Consider the following 20,010-nt stretch of genomic DNA (forward strand, 5'->3'; position numbering starts at 1 on the left):
GTGTGTCACTCACGGACCCCGGCCCGGCGCGATGAGCAACCCCCACCACACACATCAGCCTCACCACCGGAAAGAGGGGTCAGCGAATGAGTGTCACCACGCGGCGTACCCGCCTGGCGGCCGCTGCCCTGGCCGCGATCACCGCGGTCAGCGGTCTCGCAGCCTGCGGCAACGACGACGACAAGCCGGCGGCCGGCGAGAAGCCCGCCAAGCTGGTCGTCGACACCTTCGGCGAGATGGGCTACGACGAGCTCGTCAAGCAGTACGAGAAGGACACCGGCATCAAGGTCGAGCTGCGCAAGACCGCGCAGCTCGGTGAGTACCGGCCGAAGCTGGTCCGCTACCTGGCCACCGGCAAGGGCGCGGCGGACGTCACCGCCCTGGAAGAGGGCATCCTCAACGAGTTCAAGCCCAACGCGCGCAACTGGGCGGACCTCACCCCGCTGGTCGCCGACCACTCGAAGGAATACCTGCCCTGGAAGTGGGAGCTGGGCAAGGCGCCGGACGGCCGGCTGATCGGCCTGCCGACCGACGTCGGCAGCCTCGCCGTCTGCTACCGCAAGGACCTGTTCCAGGCGGCCGGCCTGCCCACCGAGCGCGACCAGGTGTCGGCGCTCTGGCCGGACTGGAAGGGCTTCCACGACGCCGGTCTGAAGTACAAGCAGGGCACCGGCGGCAAGGCGTTCATCGACTCGATCACCGCCGTCTCCAACGGTGTGCTCTTCCAGGGCAACGGTGACCTGTTCTACGACAAGGAAGACAACATCATCGCGGACACCAGCCCCGCGGTGAAGAACGCCTGGGACACCGCCACCTCGATGGCGGACATCTCCGCCAAGGCGTCCACCTGGTCGCCGGAGTGGTCTGGTGGCTTCAAGCAGGGCACCTTCGCGGCCACCTTCTGCCCGTCCTGGATGCTCGGCATCGTGTCGGACAACTCCGGTCCGGCCAACAAGGGCAAGTGGGATGTCGCGTCCGTGCCGGGCGGCGGCGGTAACTGGGGCGGCTCGTGGCTCGCGGTTCCGGCGCAGAGCAAGTACCCGAAGGAGGCGGCGAAGCTCGCCGAGTACCTGACCAACGCGAAGAGCCAGGTCGAGGCATTCAAGCTCAAGGGCCCGCTGCCGACCAACCTGGAGGCGCTGAAGAACGACGCGTTCATCAGCTACACCAACGAGTACTTCAGCAACGCGCCGACCGGCAAGATCTTCGGGGAGAGCGTCGCCAAGATCCAGCCGACCCACCTGGGCCCGAAGCACCAGGCGGTCAAGGAGAACGCGCTCGAGCCGGCCCTGCGGGCGTTCGAGAACGGGCAGGCCGACAAGGCGAAGGCCTGGGAGCAGTTCACGAAGGACGCCAAGACTCAGGGTGCCTTCTGAGTGATTCCCTGCCGGTGGCGTTCGGGGTTTCCCGGACGCCACCGGCCGGTCCCCTCCGCGTAGCGCCCTGCGCGAGGGCCCCCGGGCCTCGCCGGAAAAGGAAATTCGCATGAGCCTGTCGGCCACGACGGCACGGCCGTCGCCAGCAGCACCGCCTTCTCCCGACGTCGATCGCCGACGTCGACGGGGAAGGTTACTCAACCGCCTCGATGTCAAGTACTCGCCGTACCTCTACATCGCCCCGTTCTTCCTGATCTTCGGCATATTCGGGCTGTACCCGATGGTGCGTACCGCCTGGATGTCGCTGCACGACTGGGACATGATCGGCGAGCACACGTTCATCGGCTTCGACAACTACACCCGGCTGGTGTCCGACGAGTACTTCTGGAACGCGCTGGTCAACACGTTCGGCATCTTCGCCCTGTCGACCATCCCGCAGTTGTTGCTCGCCCTCTTCCTGGCGAACCTGCTCAACCGGACCCTCCTGCGCGCCAAGACCTTCTTCCGGATGGCCATCTTCATGCCGAACGTGGTGTCGGTGGCCGCGGTCGCGATCGTCTTCGGGATGTTGTTCCAGCGGGAGTTCGGCCTGTTCAACTGGCTGCTCAGCTTCGTCGGTGTCGACCCGGTCGACTGGGACGGGCACCGGTGGAGTTCCTGGACGGCCATCTCCTCCATGGTCAACTGGCGGTGGACCGGGTACAACACCCTGATCCTGCTCGCCGGCATGCAGGCGATCCCGAAGGACCTCTACGAGGCCGCGGAGATCGACGGCGCCAGTCCGTGGCGACAGTTCTGGCAGATCACCCTGCCCATGCTCAAGCCCACCTTCATCTTCGTGGTCATCCTGTCCACGATCGGCGGCATGCAGCTCTTCACCGAGCCCCTGCTCTTCGGCAACGGCAACATCATCGGCGGCAACCAGCGGGAGTTCCAGACGCTGGCCATGTACATGTACGAGATGGGCATCGTGAACCTGAACACCGCCGGCTACGGAGCCGCGGTCGCCTGGGCGATCTTCATGATCATCATCGTGGTGTCGCTGTTCAACTTCCTACTCGTCCGCCGCTCGGCGAAGTGAGGAGAGATCGATGATCTCGGCTTCCCAGCGCCTGTGGCGCACCAGCCCGCTGACCTACGTGGCGCTCGTCCTGGCGGCGCTGCTGTCGATCTACCCGTTCTACTACATGCTGGTGATCGGCAGTCGCAGCCTGGACAACATCAACGACGTGCCGCCGCCGCTGACCCCCGGCGGCGCGTTCGGTGACAACTTCGGGCGGGTGCTCGACAACGACGCCGCCAACTTCCTCACCGGCATGATGAACTCGATCATCGTCTCCTCGGTGGTCACCGTGTCGGTGGTGCTCACCGGTTCACTGGCGGGGTTCGCCTTCGCCAAGCTGAAGTTCCGGGGCAGCAACGTCCTGCTGCTGGCGATCATCGTCACCATGATGATCCCGACCCAGATGGGGCTCATCCCGCTCTGGTCCATGATGCAGGACCTGGGATGGTACGACACCCTCTACGCGGTCACCGTGCCGTTCCTGGTCAGCGCCTTCGGCGTGTTCATGATGCGGCAGTACGCCAGCCAGGCCATCTCCGACGAGCTGATCGAGGCCGGCCGCGTCGACGGGGCGAGCACGTTCCGGATCTACTGGAGCATCGTGCTGCCCGCGCTACGTCCCGCCGCCGGCGTGCTCGGTCTGCTGACCTTCATGGAGACCTGGAACTCGTTCATCTGGCCGTACGCCATCCTCACCCCGGAGAACCCGACCCTGCAGGTCTCGCTCTCCTTCCTCTCGTACGCCTACTACACCGACTACTCCCAGGTGTTCGCCGCCACGGCGATCGGCACCATCCCCCTGGTAATCGTCTTTCTCGTGTTCGGCCGCCAGATCATCGGCGGGATCATGGAAGGTGCCGTCAAGTCGTGAGCAACCCCGCCAGCCCACCCGCCGTCGACGTCCTCGACGAGCGCCCCGGGCTGACCTTTCCACCCGGATTCCTCTGGGGGGCCGCGACGGCGGCGTACCAGATCGAGGGGGCGGCGGCCGTGGACGGCCGCGCCCCGTCGATCTGGGACACCTTCAGCCACACCGAGGGTCGGGTCGTCGCCGGGCACACCGGGGACGTCGCGTGCGACCACTACCACCGCCTCGGCGACGACGTCGCGCTGATGGCCGAGCTGGGCCTGAAGTCGTACCGTTTCTCGGTCTCCTGGTCCCGGGTGCAGCCCACCGGCACCGGCGCGGCCAACCCGGGCGGCCTGGACTTCTACCGGCGACTCGTGGACGAGCTGCTCGCCAACGGCATCGAGCCGTGGCTCACCCTCTACCACTGGGACCTGCCGCAGCCGTTGGAAGACGCCGGCGGCTGGCCGGCGCGGGACACCGCCGCCCGCTTCGCCGACTACACGACGCTGGTGGCCGACGCGCTCGGTGACCGGGTGCGCTACTGGACCACGCTGAACGAGCCGTGGTGCTCAGCGTTCCTCGGCTACGGCTCCGGCGTGCACGCCCCCGGCCGCACCAACGGAGCGGACGCGGTGCGTGCCGGACACCACCTGATGCTCGGTCACGGCCTGGCCGTGCAGGCACTGCGGGCCGCCCGGCCGGCCGCCGAGGCGGGCGTGACCGTCAACCTCTACCCGGTCGACCCGGCCAGTGACAGTCCCGCCGACTCCGACGCCGCCCGGCGGATCGACGGGTTGGCCAACCGGTTCTTCCTGGACCCGCTGCTGCGCGGGTCGTACCCGGAGGACCTGGTGGCCGACCTGAGCACGGTGACCGACTTCGCGCACGTGCGCGACGGCGACCTCGCGACCATCTCCACGCCGCTGGACCTGGTCGGGGTCAACTACTACAGCCGGCACGTGGTCGCCGCGCCGGTCGAGGGCGTGGAGGCCGACCCGGCCCCCTCGTGCTGGCCGGGCAGCGAGGACGTCCGGTTCGTCACCCGTGGCGTTCCGGTCACCGACATGGGCTGGGAGATCGACGCCCCGGGCCTGACCGAGACGCTGCGTCGGGTGAACGGTTACACCGACCTGCCCCTGTACGTCACCGAAAACGGTTCCGCGTTCGTCGACTCGGTGGTCGACGGGCAGGTCGACGACGTCGATCGGCTGGCCTACTTCGACGCCCACCTGCGCGCCGCCCACGAGGCGATCGACGCCGGAGTGCCCCTGCGGGGATACTTTGCCTGGTCGCTGATGGATAATTTCGAATGGGCCTGGGGTTACACCAAGCGGTTCGGCATGATCCACGTCGACTACGACAGCCAGGTCCGCACCCCCAAGTCCAGCGCCAAGTGGTACGCCTCGGTGATCCGGCGCAACGGTCTGGCCGCACAATAGGCTCGGGCCAGCCATCAGGACGGCCCCGGCGTCCACCTCTCGCAGGTGGCGCCGGGTCCGCCCGCCGTCGGAGGAGCAGACGATGACAACGCAGCGCACCCGGTCGCTCGGGCGCCCGACCCTCGACGCGGTCGCGGCGCGTGCCGGCGTCGGTCGGGGCACGGTCTCCCGCGTGGTCAACGGCTCGCCCCAGGTCAGCCCCGAGGCCCGGGCCGCTGTCCAACAGGCCATCGCAGAGCTGGGGTACGTGCCGAACCGGGCCGCCCGTGCGCTCGTCACCCAGCGCACCGACTCCGTCGCGCTGGTGGTCTCCGAATCCGGCGAGCGGGTCTTCACCGAGCCGTTCTTCGCCAGCATCGTGCGGGGGATCAGCTCCGGGTTGCTGGAGACGCCGATGCAGCTCTGGCTGGCCATGGCACAGTCGCCGGTGGAGCGGGAACGGGTCGAGCACCACCTCACCAACCAGCACGTCGACGGCGTACTGCTGCTGTCGTTGCACGACTCCGACCCGCTGCCGACGCTGCTGGAGGAACGTGGCCTGCCCGCCGTGCTCGGCGGTCGGCCCGCCCGGATGCTGCAACCCGGCGCCCAACCGGCCTGGTTTGTCGACGTGGACAACGTTGGCGGGGCGCGGCAGGCGGTGGAGTACCTGGCGAGGCAGGGGCGGCGACGCGTCGCCACCATCGCCGGTCCGCAGGACATGGGTGCCGGCCTGGCCCGGTTGGCCGGCTACACCGACGCGGTCAAGGCCACCGGCGCCAGCGTCAACCCCGACCTGATCGCGTACGGCGACTTCAGCGAGGGCAGCGGCGCGGCCGGAATGCGCCGGCTACTGGACGCCTGCCCGGACTTGGACGCGGTCTTCGTCGCGTCCGACCTCATGGCGTTCGGCGCGCTGCGTACCCTGCGCGAGGCCGGCCGCCGCGTGCCGCAGGACGTCGCGGTGATCGGCTTCGACGACGCGACCATCGCCCGACAGGCCGAACCGCCGCTGACCACTGTCTTTCAGCCGGTGGAGGAGATGGGCCGGCAGATGGCCCGCCTGCTGGTGGCCCGGATCCGTGGCGAGGAGCTACCCGCCTCCCACATCCTCCTGGACACCCAACTGGTCCACCGGGCCTCCGCCTAACCCCCCGGGTACCCCCAGGGGATCCGAACGGCGCGTGTCGATCATGGGGTTGGCCTGGACGATTCCGGCATGGCGATCCGCCAGCACATGATCAATGAGGTTCGCAGGCAAGATCGCGCTCGATCCTGGATCGAGGGGCCTCCCGGCGACCGCACACCACCACATCCAGGATCGAGCGCGATCGTGGGGTGTGGGGGTGTGCGGGCCCGGGGTGTGCGTGGGGCAGGTTTTGTTGCCCGGCGGTCAGGCGGGGGTGGGGGCCCAGCGGCGGAGTTCGCGCTTGGCCAGGGAGTTGCGGTGCACCTCGTCGGGGCCGTCGGCGAGGCGCAGGGTACGGGTTTGCGCCCAGAGGGCGGCCAGTGGCGTGTCCTGGCTGACACCGGCGCCGCCGTAGGCCTGGATGGCCTTGTCGATCACCCATTCCGCCATCGCCGGCGTGCCGATCTTGATGGCCTGGATCTCGGTGTGCGCGCCCCTGTTGCCGACGGTGTCCATCAGCCAGGCCGTCTTGAGCACCAGCAGCCGGGCCTGCTCGATGCGGACCCGGGACTCGGCGATCCACTCCCGGACCACGCCCTGCTCGGCCAGCGGTCGGCCGAACGCGATCCGCCCTAGCGCCCGCCTGCAGAGCAGCTCCAATGCCCGCTCAGCCATTCCGATCAATCGCATGCAGTGGTGGATCCGGCCCGGCCCCAGCCGGGCCTGGGCGATGGCGAAGCCGGTGCCCTCGGCGCCGATCAGGTTCTCCGCGGGCACCCGGACGTCAGTGAAGTCGATCTCGGCGTGCCCGCCGTGTGAACCGTCGGTGTAGCCGAAGACGGTCATGCCCCGGCGCACTGTCACCCCGGGGGTGTCCCGGGGGACCAGCACCATGCTCTGCTGGCGGTGCCGGTCGGCGCTGGGGTCGGTCTTGCCCATCACGATGAAGATCTCGCAGCGCGGGTCCATGGCCCCGGACGACCACCACTTGCGTCCGTTGATCACGTACTCGTCGCCGTCCCGGGTGATCCGGGTGGCGATGTTCGTGGCGTCGGAGGACGCGACCTCCGGCTCGGTCATGCAGAACGCCGAGCGGATCTCACCCTCCAGCAGCGGCATCAGCCACCGCTTCTGCTGCGCCTCAGAGCCGAACTCGGCCAGCAGCTCCATGTTGCCGGTGTCCGGTGCCGCGCAGTTGACCGCCTCCGGCGCGAGGTGCGGGCTTCGCCCGGTCAGCTCGGCCAGGGGGGCGTACTGGAGGTTGGTCAGGCCGGCGCCGTAGCGCGGGTCGGGCAGGAAGAGGTTCCACAGGCCGCGCTTGCGGGCCTCCGCCTTCAGTTCGGCCAACACCGGGGTACGCGACCACGGGTCCCCGACGGCCACCTGCTCGGCGTGCACGGCCTCGGCCGGGTAGACGTGCTCGGTCAGGAACCGGGTCAGCTCGTCGCGCAGCTCCTCGGTCCGGCTGTCGTATGAGAAGTCCATCACCGCTCCCTGGCGGCGGTCAGCCCGTGCGCGACCAGCGGTGCCACCATCTCGCCGATCCGGTCGAAGCCCTCGCCGAGCGTCTGCCCGAGCGTGTGGCGGTAGTGGATGCCCTCGCAGATGACAGCGAGCTTGAAACAGCCCAGCGCCACGTGCCAGTGCAACGGCCCGACGTCGACACTGCTGCGTCCGGCGTACCTGTCGATCAGCTCGCTGCCGGTGGGGAAGCCGGCGCGCGGGCCGAGCCCGTCGGCGACGGGGTTGCCCGCGGCGGTCTCGCTGCCACCGAGCACGTCCCAGTACGTCAGCAGCAGCCCCAGGTCGGCGAGGGGGTCGCCGAGGGTGGCCATCTCCCAGTCGAGCACCGCGTGCACGGTGACCGGGTCGGCCGAGGCGAGGAGGTTGTCCAGTCGGTAGTCGCCGTGCACGATCCGGCCGGCGTTCGCGCCCTCCGGGGCGGTCGTCGCGAGGAGATCACGCAGCTCGTCGATGCCGGGCAGTGGGCGGCTGCGGGAGCGGTCGAGCTGCCCGGCCCAGCGGCGGACCTGCCGGGCGAGGTAGCCCTCGGGGCGGCCGAAGTCAGCCAACCCGACGCTGGACGGGTCGACGCTGTGCAGCGCGGCGAGCGTGTCCATCATCGCCATCGCGAGGGCCCGGCGGCGCTCGTCGCCCAGCGGGTCGGTCTGCGCGCGGGTGCGGAACACCTCGCCGGGCATCCGCTCCATGAGGTAGAACGGCGCGCCGATCACCTCGGGGTCGGTGCAGAGCAGCAGCGCCCCCGGGACCGGCACCTCGGTCGGTGCCAGCGCCGAGATGACCCGGAACTCGCGCGCCATGTCGTGCGCTGTCGCCAGTACGTGGCCCAGCGGTGGGCGGCGCAGCACCACCTCGCGGTCGCCGAGGCGCAGCAGGTAGGTGAGGTTGGACTTGCCGCCCGCGATCAGCGTGGCACGCAGCGGCCCGACGGCCAGCTCGGGTCGGTGCGTTGCCAGATGATCGGCGAGACGGTCCAGGGCCAGCCCGGCCGGGGAGACGGGAACGGCCCCCGGCCGTGACGCGTCGACGGCCGGATCGCTCATCCGACTAGTTGATGGCAGCCCGCTCACGTTGTCAAGGTCGGAATTTCCGCTCGGGACATGCCCCTGCAACAGGGACGAAATGGTCAACTACCAGGCTGGGTTCAGCCTGCCGGCCGATCTTTGCCGGCCCGCCGAGCGGAGGGACAGACATGTTGCTGCGAGTTCGGGTCACCCTGCCGGACCGTCCGGGCACCCTCGGTCAGGTCGCCCGTACCTTGGGCGTCTCCGGGGCGGACATCGTCCAGGTGGTGGTCCTCGAACGGCTCGGCGGGCGCGCGGTGGACGACTTCACTGTCGTCTGGCCGGGTGCGGCGCGGGTGGAGCGGCTGCTGGCTGGCCTGGCGGCGATACCGGGTGTGCGGGTGGACGGCGTGTGGCGGGCGATCGGCGCGCCCACCACCACCGGCCAGGACGCGGAGCTGCTGGCCCAGGTCGCGGCCAACCCGGCCGATGGGTTGGCCACCCTGGTCGACGCGGTGCCCGGGTTGTTGGCGGCCGACTGGGCCGTGGCCGCCATGGTGCCGGTCGACTGGGCCTCGCGGAGCGGGGGCGGCGGGGCGACTGTGGGGCACGCGAGCTGGCGTGCCCCCGTACCCCCGCGGTTGCCGGAGGTGACCCCGCTGCGGGGACGGTCGATGACCACGCCCGACGGCACGCACCACGCGATCGCGCCGTTCGGCCGGGCGGGCCTGGTGCTGGTGGTGGCGCGCGAACGCAGCGAGACCCTCTCCGCCGCGGCGTTTCACAGCACCGAGGTGGATCGGCTCACCCAGCTCGTCCGCGCCTGCGCGGTGATCCTCGGTGATCGACTCGATCTCGTCGGTGCGCCGCCGGTGGTCGCCGGCCCCTGAGCGGCCCGAGGAGTTCCCGGGCCGACACCGCCGGGCAACCGGGCGGCAACAGGCGGGGGTGAGGCTCTTACCGGGGAAGGGAGCCAACCATGACGTTGTGGCGGATCCGAGCGACTGTGGACGACCGACCGGGTTACCTGTCGGTGCTCACGGCGAGCCTGGCGCTGCGTGGGGTCAACATCCTCACCGTGCAGGTGCAGCCCACCGAGCAGGGCGCGGTGGACGATTTCCTGGTCGACGCGCCGGACGCGCTCGACGAGGCCGAGCTGATCGCCGCGGTCGAGCGTGGTCGGGGCCGGGACTGCTGGGTGGCGCGCAGCGAGGCGCGTGGTCTGGCCGACCAGCCCACCCGGGTGCTCGGGCTGGCCAACCGGTTGGTGCGTGACCCGGACGCGACGGGCGAGGCGTTGCGCACCCTGCTCGCCGCCCACGTCGTCAGTTGGCGGCCGGCGACGGTCGGCGGCGAACGGGGGATCACCGGCGCCACCATGCTGTTGGCCGACCCGGCGGGCGGTTCGTTCGCGCTGCGCCGGGTCGCGCCCGACTTCACCCCGGCGGAGTACGCGCGGGCGCAGGCCCTTGTCGAACTGGCCGCCACAGTGGCGCGCCGGGCCGCCGAACAGGTCACACTGGTGCTGCCCGACGGCGCCGAGGTGGCCGTCCGGCCGGCCAGCGCCCACGATCTGTCCGGCGTGGTGGAGCTGCACGAGGCGTGCTCACCGCGCAGCCGGCAGCGGCGTTACCTGGGCGGGGCGTCGCTGCCGCAGCCGGCCCGCGTGCGTCGACTGCTGGAGCCGAGCCGAGGGCTGACGCTGATCGCCAGCACCACCGGTTCCGACGGCACCGCCGAGTCGGTGGTCGCCATGGCGAACCTGCTCGGCGAGGGCGACGAGGCCGAGGTGGCGCTGCTGGTGCGGGACGACTGGCAGCGGCGTGGGCTCGGCTCGGCGTTGCTGCGCCGGGTGGTCCAGCACGCCGACCGGTCCGGGTACGCGGCGCTGGTGCTGCACGTGCAGGCCACCAACGACCCGATGCTGCGGACGCTGCACCGGCTGGGCCGGCCCGCTGCGGTGGAGCGCGACGGCGGGCTGCTCACCCTCACCGTCCCGCTCGCTGTCGCCCTCAGGGCGGACCGAGAGGACGTGTTCTCCACGCCTGGCGTCTAGGGCCCGACGGGGGCCCCTTGTGCGCGGCGAACGTCCACAAGGGGGCCTCTTCCGATGCGACTGTCAGGTGGTGGGGTAGCTGTTGTAGTCGGGGAAGTTGCCGTAGAGCCGGCTGTTCCCGCCGACTGTGACGGCCTGCACCAGCAGGTCACCGCCGACGAACGCGCCCTTCCAGGAGGCCCCCCGGCCGCCGAACGGTTCGTCCCGGTCGCCGCGTGAGCGCGGTTTGTTGATGCCCACCTTGAACGCCTGGAGGTCCACGGCGAGCTTGCCGGCCTCGTCGGTGTCGTCGCAGGCCAGCGAGGCCACCAGCGCGCCGTTGGAGGCGTTCATGGCGGCCAGCAGCTCGTCGGTGGTGTCCACCACGACGATCGTGTCGACCGGCCCGAACGGCTCGGCGTGCATCAGTCGGGACCGTCCGGGCGGGGCGAGCAGCACCGACGGCGCCACGTACGCCGAGGTGTCCTGCCCGGGAAGGAACGGCGCGCCGGAGAGCTTGCCCCGGTGTAGTGGGATCGCGCCGCCGCGGACCGCCTCGTCGACGGTGCGGCGTAGCTCGTCGGCCTTGGCGGCGCTGATCAGCGGCCCGAAGTCCAGCTCGGGCAGCGGGTCACCGGCGGCCCAGTCGTCGCCGACGGCGAGCGGGTGACCGAAGCGGACCGAGCGGACGACCGGCAGATACATGTCGAGGAACTCGTCGACCAGGTCGCGCTGCACCACGAACCGGGGGTAAGCGGTGCAGCGCTGCTTGCCGTACTCGAAGCCCTTCCTGAGGTGCGTGGCGAGCAGGTCCCACTGGGAGAAGTTCCAGATGCCCCAGGCGTTGAGACCCTCCTGTTCGATGAAGTGCCGCTTGTCGCTGTCGAGCAGCGCGGCGGCCACCTTGCCGCCGTTGGACCGGCCGCCGACGAACGCCACCGCGCCGATCTCGGGCGCCCGGACCAGCACCTCGGACAGTTCCCCGCCGCTGCCGGAGACGAGCGTGGCGGGCAGGCCGGCCCGGTGCATCAGCGCGTGCGCGACGGTCAGGCACACCGCGCCGCCCTGGGAGGGGGTCTTGGCGATGACCGCGTTGCCGGCCAGGAGCTGCACCAGTTCGGCGTGCACCAGCACGCTCATCGGGTAGTTCCACGACGCGATGTTGCTGACCGGGCCGGGTAGCGGCTCGCGGCCGTCGGCGAGCATTCGGTCGATCTCGCCCGCGTACCAGCGGACACCGTCGAGCGCCCGGTCCACGTCGGCGCAGGCCAGCCGCCACGGCTTGCCGATCTCCCACACCAGCAGCAGGGCGAGCAGGTCGCGGTGGGCGGTGAGCGAGTCCACTGCCGCGTCGACCCGGGCCTTGCGGTCGGCCAGCGGGGTCTGGGCCCAGGCCCGGTGCGCGTCGGCGGCGTGGGCGACAGCGGCGCGCGCGGTGGCCGCGTCGACCCGGGGCAGGTTGATGAGGATGGTGTTGTCCACCGGGGTGCGGACCGGGGCTGGCTGGCCGACAGCTCGCCATTCGCCCTCGACCAGGTTGTGCAGTGTGGTGACGCCGTCTACCTCGGCGCCGAACGCCTCCGGGGTGGCGGCCACCGCGCGGGCCAGGATGTCGGTCCAGGCGGTGTCGTCGGCGAGTCGTCGTGCCATCGCTTCTCCTCAGGGTTGACCAGGGAGCGGCGGCGTCGACGGCACCGCTGGTGAGCGGTACTGTCTCGCGCTTCGTAGTGGGTCAGCAACAGTACGTTTGTCTGGCTGGCCTTCGAAGCGCTCGAATGGCGCGAGGATTTTTCCGGAGGCTTCCGTCGTGACGTGCGCAAACGTCGAGCACGGATCGACCTGTGTCGATGGTGTGAGATGCTCCGCAATGTTACTCGCTAGTACGAGAGCGGCACGGCGCGTGTCCACCCCGATCGGCGGGCTTCCCAACCGCCGACCCGCCCATTACATTGTCGGTTATCCATGGGAGCGCTTCCATGACCCGTGGTCACACCGCCACCCCGCTGTCGCCGGTGGCCGTGCCGCCCGTACGCCGTCCCGCGTCGGTGCGACCGCCGGCGGCGCCTCCGACAGGAGTCCGCCATGCGCCACCTGACCCGGCCGTTCAGCGGCCAGCCCGGCCGGTCGCCGGCCGCCGACCAGCCCTGGCCGCGGCGGCTGCTGGCCCTCGGCGTCGCGTTGCTCACCGGCGCGTCCCTCGCGGTGACCGCGCCACCGTCCGGGCCTGCCTCGGCCGCGCCTGCGGCCACCTACAACTACGCCGAGGCGTTGCAGAAGTCGCTGCTCTTCTACGAGGCGCAGCAGTCCGGCCGGTTGCCCGACTGGAACCGGGTCTCCTGGCGCGGCGACAGCGCGCTCACCGACGGCGCCAGCGCGGGCGTGGACCTCACCGGCGGCTGGTACGACGCCGGCGACCACGTCAAGTTCGGCTTCCCGATGGCGTTCAGCGCCACGATGCTCGCCTGGGGCGCTGTCGAGTACCGCAGCGGCTACACCTCGTCCGGGCAACTGCCGCACCTGCTCAACAACCTGCGTTTCGTCAACGACTACTTCATCAAGGCGCACCCGTCGGCAAACGTCCTCTACGGGCAGGTCGGCAAGGGCGACGACGACCACAAGTGGTGGGGTCCGGCCGAGGTGATGCAGATGGCGCGGCCCGCGTACAAGATCGATGCGAGCTGCGGCGGCGCGGACCTGGCGGGGGAGACGGCGGCCGCGATGGCCGCGTCCTCGATGGTGTTCCGGCCCACCGACGCCGCCTACGCGGACAAGCTGCTCGGGCACGCCCGGCAGCTCTACACCTTCGCCGACACGGTGCGGAAGGCCTACCACGAGTGCATCACCGACGCCACGAGCTTCTACCGCTCGTGGAGCGGCTGGCAGGACGAGCTGGTCTGGGCCGCGATCTGGCTGCACCGGGCCACCGGCGAGGCCAGCTACCTGACCAAGGCCGAGAGTGAGTACGACAAGCTCGGCACCGAGAACCAGTCCACCACCCGCTCCTACAAGTGGACCATCGCCTGGGACAACAAGCAGTTCGGCGCGTACGTGCTGCTGGCCAACCTGACCGGCAAGCAGAAGTACGTCGACGACGCCAACCGGTGGCTGGACTACTGGACCGTCGGGGTGAACGGGCAGCGGGTTCCGTATTCACCCGGTGGAATGGCGGTGCTCGACTCCTGGGGCGCGCTGCGCTACGCCGCGAACACCTCCTTCGCCGCGCTGGTCTACAGCGACAAGACCACCGACACCACCCGCAAGGCGCGCTACCACGACTTCGCCGTCCGGCAGATCAACTACGCGCTCGGCGACAACCCGCGCAACTCCAGCTACGTCATCGGGTTCGGCGCCAACTCTCCGAAGAACCCGCACCACCGCACCGCGCACGGCTCCTGGTGGGACAGCCAGACCGTGCCGGTGGAGACCCGGCACACCCTCTACGGCGCGCTGGTCGGCGGCCCGTCCTCGGCCAACGACGCGTACAGCGACAGCCGCTCGGACTACGTGATGAACGAGGTGGCCACCGACTACAACGCCGGCTTCACGTCCGCGCTGGTTCGGCTGACCTCCGAGTACGGCGGCACGCCACTGGCGAACTTCCCGGTCGCCGAGACGCCGGACATCGACGAGCTGACAGTGGAGACCACTGTGACGCAGGCCGAACCTCGGGCCACCGGGCTCAAGGTGATGGTCTACAACAAGTCCGCGTTCCCGGCCCGCGCGCTGACCGACGGCCGGTTCCGGTACTACTTCCGGCCCGACGGCACCGGCCCGGTACAGGTCACCGCCGGCTACACCCAGGGCTGCCCGTCCCCGACCACCGCCAAGCAGTTCAGCGGCGACATCTGGTACGTCGAGGTGGACTGCGCCGGGCACACCATCGCCCCGGCGGGCCAGTCGCAGCACCGGATGGAGGTCCAGTTCAAGATCGGCGTGCCCGAGGGCGGCACCTGGGACCCGACCAACGACCCGTCGTACCAGGCCACCGCCGGGCCCAACCGGAAGGTGCCGCTCTACTCCGGCGCCACCCGCGTCTGGGGTGAGGAGCCGGGCCCTGTCGTACCGGACACCACGAAGCCGACCGTCCCGGGTACCCCGGTGGCGTCGAACCTCGGCCCCCGCACCGTCACCCTGACCTGGGCGCCGTCCACCGACAGCGGCGGCAGCGGCCTCGCCGGGTACGACGTCCGCGAGTTCATGGTCGGTAACGACGTGGTGGCGACCCGACGGGTCACCGAGAACTCGATCACCATCACCACCCTGCTACCGGAGCGGACGTTCGAGTACACCATCGTGGCGCGCGACGGCGCGGGCAACGAGTCGGCCGCCTCGCCGAAGCTCAGCGTGACCACGCCACCGGCCGGCACCGCCGACACCACAGCGCCGAGCACCCCCGGCACGCCGGTGGCCTCGGCCGTCACCGCCACCGGGCTCACACTGGCCTGGACCCCGTCCACCGACAACGTGGGCGTCACCGGTTACCGGGTCTACCGTGAGGCTGGCGCCACCGACGCGCTGGTCGGCTCGCCGACCGGCACCACCCAGGCGGTGTCCGGGTTGACCGCCTCGACGGCCTACCAGTTCTACGTGGTGGCCGTGGACGCGGCGGGCAACGCCTCCGCGGCGTCCACGCCGGTCGCGGTGACCACCGCGGCACCGCCGGTCGGCGGCACCTGCACGGTGGGGTACGCCACCACCGACTGGGGCAGCGGCTTCACCGCCAACGTGTCGATCACCAACACCGGCGCCACAGCGATCAACGGCTGGACCCTGCGGTTCAGCTTCCCCGGTGGGCAGAGCGTCGGTCAGGGCTGGTCGGCGACGATCAGCCAGAGCGGCGCGGCGGTCACCGCCACGAACCTGTCCTACAACGGCACTATCGCCCCGGGCGCGTCGGTGAGCTTCGGCTTCAACGGCACGTACAGCGGCGCCAACCCGAAACCGACAGCCTTCACCGTCAACAACACCCAGTGCGCCATCGCCTGACCGGTACCGCGACGAGATCGTGGACAGTTACCGTTCCGCGCGGAACGGCAACTGTCCACGAGCTGCGGTGATGCTTGCCTACGGCAGGTGTTGTGGCACGAGTTGACGCAACCGGTCGTGCAGCCGCGGGGCGAGGCTGCGGGCGTACGTGGCGGTCAGGTGATGCGCGTCCCGGTAGACGAGCAGCCCGTCGATCACTGCGGGGCATGGTTCGGTGGGGCAGATGGCGTCGTTGAGGTCGGCCAGGCGCACGCCGGGCACCGCCGTCGCGGCGCGCTCCTGCGGTATGCCCCAGGTGAGCGCGCGCTCCCGGGGCTGCGCGCAGGCGGTGAGCCGCTCGCGATTCGCCGAGACGCACTCGGCGATGTCCACGGTGAACGACGGGGTGTCCCGGATGACCACCAGCGGCAGGCCGGCCCTGGTCATTTCCGACCACGTCTCCGATAGCGCGGCCGTCTGCGCGTCCGTCGTCGCCGTGCCCGGTGGTGGAGGGCTGCCGTCCACCAGCGGAATCTGGGTCACGCTGGAGACGATGAGCAGCCGAGGCCGCCGCTCGCCGGTGAGCGCGGTGCGGAGATTGCGGTTCCATTCCGTGCAGCTGGGATCCGGCCGTCCGGCGATGCTGATCGGCGCGGTCAGGAAGGAACAGGTCGTCTTGATGTAGGTGACCAGCCGCCAGCCGCGCTCCGCGGCGATGGCCTGTAGGGCCGGCACCCAGTGCGCCGCGTGGGAGTCGCCGGCCAGTGCCACTTCGACCGCCGAGTCACTGTCGCCGTAGGTACAGCTGCGCAGGCTTGCCTCCTGCGCCTGCGTGACGCAGTCGTCCCGGTAGACGTCGGGCAGGTCGTCGCGGGCCTCGAGCGGATCGGGTGTGATGCGGGCGAACCGGTCCACCGGTGCCGCTGCCCGCTCGCCTCCGGATGACGCGCCCGGCGGGGCGGCACCGGCGAGTGGTGCCTGGGCCGAGACCGGTGGCCGGACCGCCAGTTGCAACCCGATTCCGGTGAGGACGGTGACGCTGGTGGCTGCCAGTCCCATGCGCAGCACGCGGGCCTTGGAGAACTGCGCGTACCGGAACGGATTCTCCACCAGGTGGTAGGTCAGCACCGCCGGGACGGCCGAACAGAGGATCATCGCGAGGCCGGCGGTGGTTCCCAGCGGCCCCCACCGGGCTTCGGCCACCACCAGCAGCGGCCAGTGCCACAGATACCACGAGTACGACACGGCACCGACCGCGCGCGTCGGCCGCCTGTTGAGCAGGAAAGCCGGTCCGTATCGTCCGGCGCCGGGCCCGGCCGCGATGATCGCGACCGCGCCGAGGGTGGGCAGCAACGCCAGATATCCCGGGTAGGCCGCGGTCTCCGGTCGGATCAGCGTCGCGGCGAGGCCGACAGTGGCCATACCGGCCCAGCCGAGCGTTATCGCGGCGGGACGCGGCAGCCGGGACAGGTGTCCACCCAGGATCGCCAGACCGCCGCCCAACGCCAGTTCCCACATCCGGGTGGTGGTGACGAGGTACGCCCGCGCGGGTTCGGTCTGGCTCAGGTGGATCGACCAGGCCAGCGACGGGATGCCGACCAGGGCGAAGGCGGCGAGCAGCCACTGGGACATCCGGTCGCCGAGGAACGGTCTGCGGTGTCGGCCCGGCCGACCGCCCGGGATCGGACGCCGCGCGTCGGCGTGCCGGGACGTGCGGCGCGAAACCTGGAGGGCGACGACGAGCAGGAGCAGCGGCCACACCAGGTAGAACTGCTCCTCCACGGCGAGCGACCAGAAGTGCTGGAGGATGCTGGGGGCCTCCTCGGAGCGCAGATAGTCGGTCGACTGCTCCACCAGACGCCAGTTCATCGCGTAGACGGCGCTGGCCAGGGCGTCCCGGGCAGTCTCGGACCACCGGATCGGGGGCAGGAAGAGGTAGGTGAGCAGGAGGCTCGCCACGAGGACGACGGTGGCTGCCGGCAGCAACCGCTTGGCACGTCGGGCGTAGAAGTCGACGATGCGGATTCCGCCGGTCCGGCGGATCTCGTCGACGAGGAGTCCGGTGATCAGGAACCCGGAGATCACGAAGAAGACGTCAACGGCGACGAACGCGGCGGGGAGCGCGGAGATGCCCGCATGCCCGACCAGCACCAGCACCAGCGCGAGCCCTCGTAGCCCCTCGATGTCGCCACGGAACCGGCCCGCGAGGATCGGGCCGGCGCTCGTGTCTGGTCCCCTCGTCTCCACTCTCACCTCAGGCACGATAAGCCCGATGTGGCTGTTATGGGATAAATGCCGCAAATGGAGCAGTATCGGGCTCCATCCCGGGGCCCGGCCCGCGCCGGCGCAACCCGGGTGGATAGGTTGGCGGGATTTCGGGCACCTCACGATCGTGCGGGAGTTGCTGACCGTCGGGCATGGCGCCGCCGATCGGGGCCGGCTGGGAGAGTTGCTGGCCGGGGCCGGGATCGCCCAGGTGGTGGACGTCCGGCGATACCCGGCCAGTCGCACCAACCCGGATGTCCGCCGTGAGGAACTCGAACTGTGGCTGCCCGAGTGGGGCGTCGACTACCGCTGGGAGCCGCGGCTCGGTGGACGACGGCACGTCCCCGCCGGGGAGCCGGAGCCGGACACCTGGTGGACGGTCGCGGCGTTCCGGGCGTACGCCGCCCACACGCGGACGGCCGAGTTCGACGACGCGCTCGCCGAGGTGCTCGCCGCTGCGGATCGTCGGACCACCGCGATCATGTGCAGCGAGAGCGTGTGGTGGCGCTGCCACCGGCGGTTGATCGCCGACGTCGCGACGCTGGGCGGCGGAGTTCCCGTGGCGCACCTGATGCCGGACGGCCGCCTCAGCCCGCACCGGCCGGCCGAGGGCGCCCGCCGACTGCCCGACGGCCACCTGCTGTGGGACGGCTGAGTCACTCCACCAGGTCGTCGGCGAGCAGGTCCATCAACAGGCCGTCGTGCCAGCGGCCGTCCGCGCCGCGCTCGTAGCGGCGCAGCACCCCCACCGGACGGAACCCGACCTTCGCGTACGCCCGGATGGCGGCGCTGTTCGCCGCGGCCGGGTCGATGGTGAAGCGGTGGTGACCGTACTCGTCGATCAGGTGTCGGGCCAGGGTGCGGATGGCGTCACCGCCGAGACCCGCGCCGCGCTCCGCCGGGTCGAGGAAGACGTCCAGGCTGGCGTGCCGGTAGTCCGGGTCCGCCTCGGCGTACCACTGGATCGCGCCGATCACCCGACCGTCGTGCTCGATCGCGTACACGTGCAGGTCGTCGTCGGCGAGGTCGGCGCGCACGGAGTCGGCCAGGTCGTCGCCGCCCCGCCACCACCGGCGTACCTCAGGGTCGGCCCGGATCGCGGCGAGGGCCGGCACGTCCGCGGCCGTCGCCGGTCGTAGGGTCACCGCCCGCCCTCGCAGCACCGGCTCAGCCCCGGATCTCGCCGTGTTCGACGCAGATTGCCGCCCAGCCCACCGGCAGCACCTGCACCTTCATCCGGCGACGGCAGCGGGGGCAGAACCGGGGCGGCTCCAACTGGCGGGCCGACGCGCAGGCCGGGTGGGCGGTGGCCGTCGTCGACTCACCGCACCGGTCGCACCACAGCTCCGTCGTCGTCATTGTCGTCACAGCGTGGCGGAGAGCGCCTTGACCGGCATCTTCAGCTCGTCCAGCAGCTCCAGGTCGGCCGTCGCCGGTCGACCCAACGTGGTCAGGTAGTTGCCGACGATCACCGCGTTGATGCCGCCGAGCAGACCGTCACGGGTGCCGAGGTCGCCGAGGGTGATCTCGCGACCACCGGCGTACCGCAGGATGGTGCGCGGCATGGCCAGCCGGAACGCGGCGATGGCCCGCAGCGCGTCCTTGCCCTCCACCACCGGACGGTCACCCAGCGGGGTGCCGGGACGCGGGTTGAGGAAGTTGAGCGGCACCTCGTGCGGGTTCAGCTCGGCGAGCTGCGCGGCGAACTCGGCCCGCTGCTCGATGGTCTCACCGAGGCCGAGGATGCCGCCGCAGCACACCTCCATGCCGGAGTCGCGCACCATCCGCAGCGTCTCCCAGCGCTCCTCCCACGAGTGCGTGGTGACCACGTTGGGGAAGTACGACTTGCAGGTCTCCAGATTGTGGTTGTAGCGGTGCACACCCATGTCGACCAGGTCGTCGACCTGCTCCTTGCTGAGCATGCCCAGCGACGCGGCGACCTGGATGTCGACAGCCGCCTTGATGGCGGCGACGCCCTCGCGCATCTGCTTCATCAGCCGGGCGTCCGGACCGCGGACCGCGGCGACGATGCAGAACTCGGTCGCCCCGGTCGCTGCGGTCTGCTTCGCCGCCTCGACCAGCGACGGGATGTCCAGCCAGACCGAGCGCACGGGCGAGGTGAACAGGCCCGACTGCGAGCAGAAGTGGCAGTCTTCCGGGCACCCGCCGGTCTTGAGCGAGACGATTCCCTCGACCTCGACCTCCGGGCCGCACCAGCGCATCCGCACGTCGTGAGCGAGCTGGAGGGCGGCGGGCAGGTGCTCGTCGGGCAGGTTCAGCACGGCGAGGATGCCGGCCTGATCGAGGCCGACACCGTCACCCAGGACCTGGGTCCGGGCCTGGTCGAGGATCTCTGGCATGGCTCGTACCCTACTAGGCCTGTG

Annotated in this window: 16 protein-coding genes; 9 read left to right on the top strand and 7 right to left on the bottom strand. The window is 70.6% G+C overall.

Going from position 1 to position 20,010, the window contains the following annotated elements:
• Positions 1 to 86 precede the first annotated feature (86 nt).
• The 5 genes from OHB44_RS09200 to OHB44_RS09220 all read left to right on the top strand — a co-directional run bounded on the left by OHB44_RS09200 (position 87) and on the right by OHB44_RS09220 (position 5,857).
• Complete coding sequence (locus OHB44_RS09200) at positions 87 to 1,376, top strand: ABC transporter substrate-binding protein (protein ID WP_238683298.1); 1,290 nt, start codon at positions 87 to 89, stop codon at positions 1,374 to 1,376.
• A gap of 109 nt (positions 1,377 to 1,485) precedes the next feature.
• On the top strand, positions 1,486 to 2,457 hold the full coding sequence (locus OHB44_RS09205; protein ID WP_238683297.1) for a carbohydrate ABC transporter permease: 972 nt from the start codon (positions 1,486 to 1,488) through the stop codon (positions 2,455 to 2,457).
• Between the two features lie 10 nt (positions 2,458 to 2,467).
• Positions 2,468 to 3,310, top strand: a complete 843-nt coding sequence (locus OHB44_RS09210; protein WP_238683296.1) for a carbohydrate ABC transporter permease — start codon at positions 2,468 to 2,470, stop codon at positions 3,308 to 3,310.
• Positions 3,307 to 4,728 carry a GH1 family beta-glucosidase gene (locus tag OHB44_RS09215; protein WP_266303305.1) on the top strand — a complete coding sequence of 474 codons (1,422 nt, stop codon included), beginning with the start codon at positions 3,307 to 3,309 and terminating at the stop codon, positions 4,726 to 4,728. Before OHB44_RS09210 ends, OHB44_RS09215 begins: the two co-directional genes overlap by 4 nt.
• 82 nt (positions 4,729 to 4,810) lie before the next feature.
• Positions 4,811 to 5,857 (top strand): LacI family DNA-binding transcriptional regulator, encoded by a 1,047-nt coding sequence (locus OHB44_RS09220; RefSeq protein ID WP_238683294.1) that lies wholly within the window; start codon positions 4,811 to 4,813, stop codon positions 5,855 to 5,857.
• Positions 5,858 to 6,100: 243 nt separating this feature from the next.
• Here the strand turns inward: OHB44_RS09220 and OHB44_RS09225 are convergent, their stop codons facing one another.
• Both OHB44_RS09225 and OHB44_RS09230 read right to left on the bottom strand, forming a co-directional pair.
• The gene (locus tag OHB44_RS09225) at positions 6,101 to 7,321 is read right to left on the bottom strand and encodes an acyl-CoA dehydrogenase family protein (protein ID WP_238683293.1); all 1,221 of its coding nucleotides are present in this window, start codon (positions 7,319 to 7,321) and stop codon (positions 6,101 to 6,103) included.
• On the bottom strand, positions 7,321 to 8,400 hold the full coding sequence (locus OHB44_RS09230) for a phosphotransferase family protein (protein WP_238683292.1): 1,080 nt from the start codon (positions 8,398 to 8,400) through the stop codon (positions 7,321 to 7,323). Before OHB44_RS09230 ends, OHB44_RS09225 begins: the two co-directional genes overlap by 1 nt.
• Positions 8,401 to 8,549: 149 nt before the next feature.
• Between OHB44_RS09230 and OHB44_RS09235 the strand changes: the two genes are divergently transcribed.
• Complete coding sequence (locus OHB44_RS09235; protein ID WP_238683291.1) at positions 8,550 to 9,251, top strand: amino acid-binding protein; 702 nt, start codon at positions 8,550 to 8,552, stop codon at positions 9,249 to 9,251.
• An 89-nt stretch (positions 9,252 to 9,340) separates the two neighbouring features.
• Positions 9,341 to 10,417: a GNAT family N-acetyltransferase gene (locus OHB44_RS09240; RefSeq protein ID WP_330440331.1), complete on the top strand. Its 1,077-nt coding sequence runs from the start codon at positions 9,341 to 9,343 to the stop codon at positions 10,415 to 10,417.
• 63 nt (positions 10,418 to 10,480) lie between these two features.
• On the opposite strand, the gene OHB44_RS09245 is transcribed toward OHB44_RS09240, so the two are convergent.
• A complete protein-coding gene (locus OHB44_RS09245; protein WP_266303301.1) occupies positions 10,481 to 12,046 on the bottom strand; it encodes an aldehyde dehydrogenase family protein in 1,566 nt (521 codons plus the stop codon).
• Positions 12,047 to 12,478: 432 nt separating this feature from the next.
• Between OHB44_RS09245 and OHB44_RS09250 the strand changes: the two genes are divergently transcribed.
• Positions 12,479 to 15,382 (top strand): glycoside hydrolase family 9 protein, encoded by a 2,904-nt coding sequence (locus tag OHB44_RS09250; protein WP_330440334.1) that lies wholly within the window; start codon positions 12,479 to 12,481, stop codon positions 15,380 to 15,382.
• 78 nt (positions 15,383 to 15,460) lie between these two features.
• Here OHB44_RS09250 and OHB44_RS09255 read toward each other — a convergent pair whose 3' ends face one another.
• Positions 15,461 to 17,614 carry an acyltransferase family protein gene (locus OHB44_RS09255; protein ID WP_330440335.1) on the bottom strand — a complete coding sequence of 718 codons (2,154 nt, stop codon included), beginning with the start codon at positions 17,612 to 17,614 and terminating at the stop codon, positions 15,461 to 15,463.
• Between the two features lie 139 nt (positions 17,615 to 17,753).
• Between OHB44_RS09255 and OHB44_RS09260 the strand changes: the two genes are divergently transcribed.
• Positions 17,754 to 18,281 carry a DUF488 domain-containing protein gene (locus OHB44_RS09260; protein ID WP_266303298.1) on the top strand — a complete coding sequence of 176 codons (528 nt, stop codon included), beginning with the start codon at positions 17,754 to 17,756 and terminating at the stop codon, positions 18,279 to 18,281.
• Between the two features lies 1 nt (position 18,282).
• On the opposite strand, the gene OHB44_RS09265 is transcribed toward OHB44_RS09260, so the two are convergent.
• The 3 genes from OHB44_RS09265 to bioB are packed head-to-tail and all read right to left on the bottom strand — an operon-like array spanning position 18,283 to position 19,986.
• On the bottom strand, positions 18,283 to 18,789 hold the full coding sequence (locus OHB44_RS09265; RefSeq protein ID WP_238683285.1) for a GNAT family N-acetyltransferase: 507 nt from the start codon (positions 18,787 to 18,789) through the stop codon (positions 18,283 to 18,285).
• 4 nt (positions 18,790 to 18,793) lie between these two features.
• Positions 18,794 to 18,985, bottom strand: coding sequence for a biotin synthase auxiliary protein BsaP (gene bsaP / locus OHB44_RS09270; protein WP_238683284.1), 192 nt, complete (start codon positions 18,983 to 18,985; stop codon positions 18,794 to 18,796).
• Positions 18,986 to 18,990: 5 nt separating this feature from the next.
• A complete protein-coding gene (gene bioB / locus OHB44_RS09275) occupies positions 18,991 to 19,986 on the bottom strand; it encodes a biotin synthase BioB (RefSeq protein WP_238683283.1) in 996 nt (331 codons plus the stop codon).
• Positions 19,987 to 20,010 lie beyond the last annotated feature (24 nt).

The organism is Micromonospora sp. NBC_00821 (assembly GCF_036347035.1).
GTDB classification, from domain to species: Bacteria; Actinomycetota; Actinomycetes; order Mycobacteriales; family Micromonosporaceae; genus Micromonospora; species Micromonospora hortensis.

Coding starts and splice junctions, on each gene's coding strand:
- OHB44_RS09230 (WP_238683292.1), bottom strand. CDS start 8,400: ATGAGCGATCCGGCCGTCGACGCGTCACGGCCGGGGGCCGTTCCCGTC.
- bioB (WP_238683283.1), bottom strand. CDS start 19,986: ATGCCAGAGATCCTCGACCAGGCCCGGACCCAGGTCCTGGGTGACGGT.
- OHB44_RS09205 (WP_238683297.1), top strand. CDS start 1,486: ATGAGCCTGTCGGCCACGACGGCACGGCCGTCGCCAGCAGCACCGCCT.
- OHB44_RS09220 (WP_238683294.1), top strand. CDS start 4,811: ATGACAACGCAGCGCACCCGGTCGCTCGGGCGCCCGACCCTCGACGCG.
- OHB44_RS09235 (WP_238683291.1), top strand. CDS start 8,550: ATGTTGCTGCGAGTTCGGGTCACCCTGCCGGACCGTCCGGGCACCCTC.
- OHB44_RS09225 (WP_238683293.1), bottom strand. CDS start 7,321: ATGGACTTCTCATACGACAGCCGGACCGAGGAGCTGCGCGACGAGCTG.
- OHB44_RS09200 (WP_238683298.1), top strand. CDS start 87: ATGAGTGTCACCACGCGGCGTACCCGCCTGGCGGCCGCTGCCCTGGCC.
- OHB44_RS09245 (WP_266303301.1), bottom strand. CDS start 12,046: ATGGCACGACGACTCGCCGACGACACCGCCTGGACCGACATCCTGGCC.
- OHB44_RS09240 (WP_330440331.1), top strand. CDS start 9,341: ATGACGTTGTGGCGGATCCGAGCGACTGTGGACGACCGACCGGGTTAC.
- OHB44_RS09250 (WP_330440334.1), top strand. CDS start 12,479: ATGCGCCACCTGACCCGGCCGTTCAGCGGCCAGCCCGGCCGGTCGCCG.
- OHB44_RS09210 (WP_238683296.1), top strand. CDS start 2,468: ATGATCTCGGCTTCCCAGCGCCTGTGGCGCACCAGCCCGCTGACCTAC.
- bsaP (WP_238683284.1), bottom strand. CDS start 18,985: ATGACGACGACGGAGCTGTGGTGCGACCGGTGCGGTGAGTCGACGACG.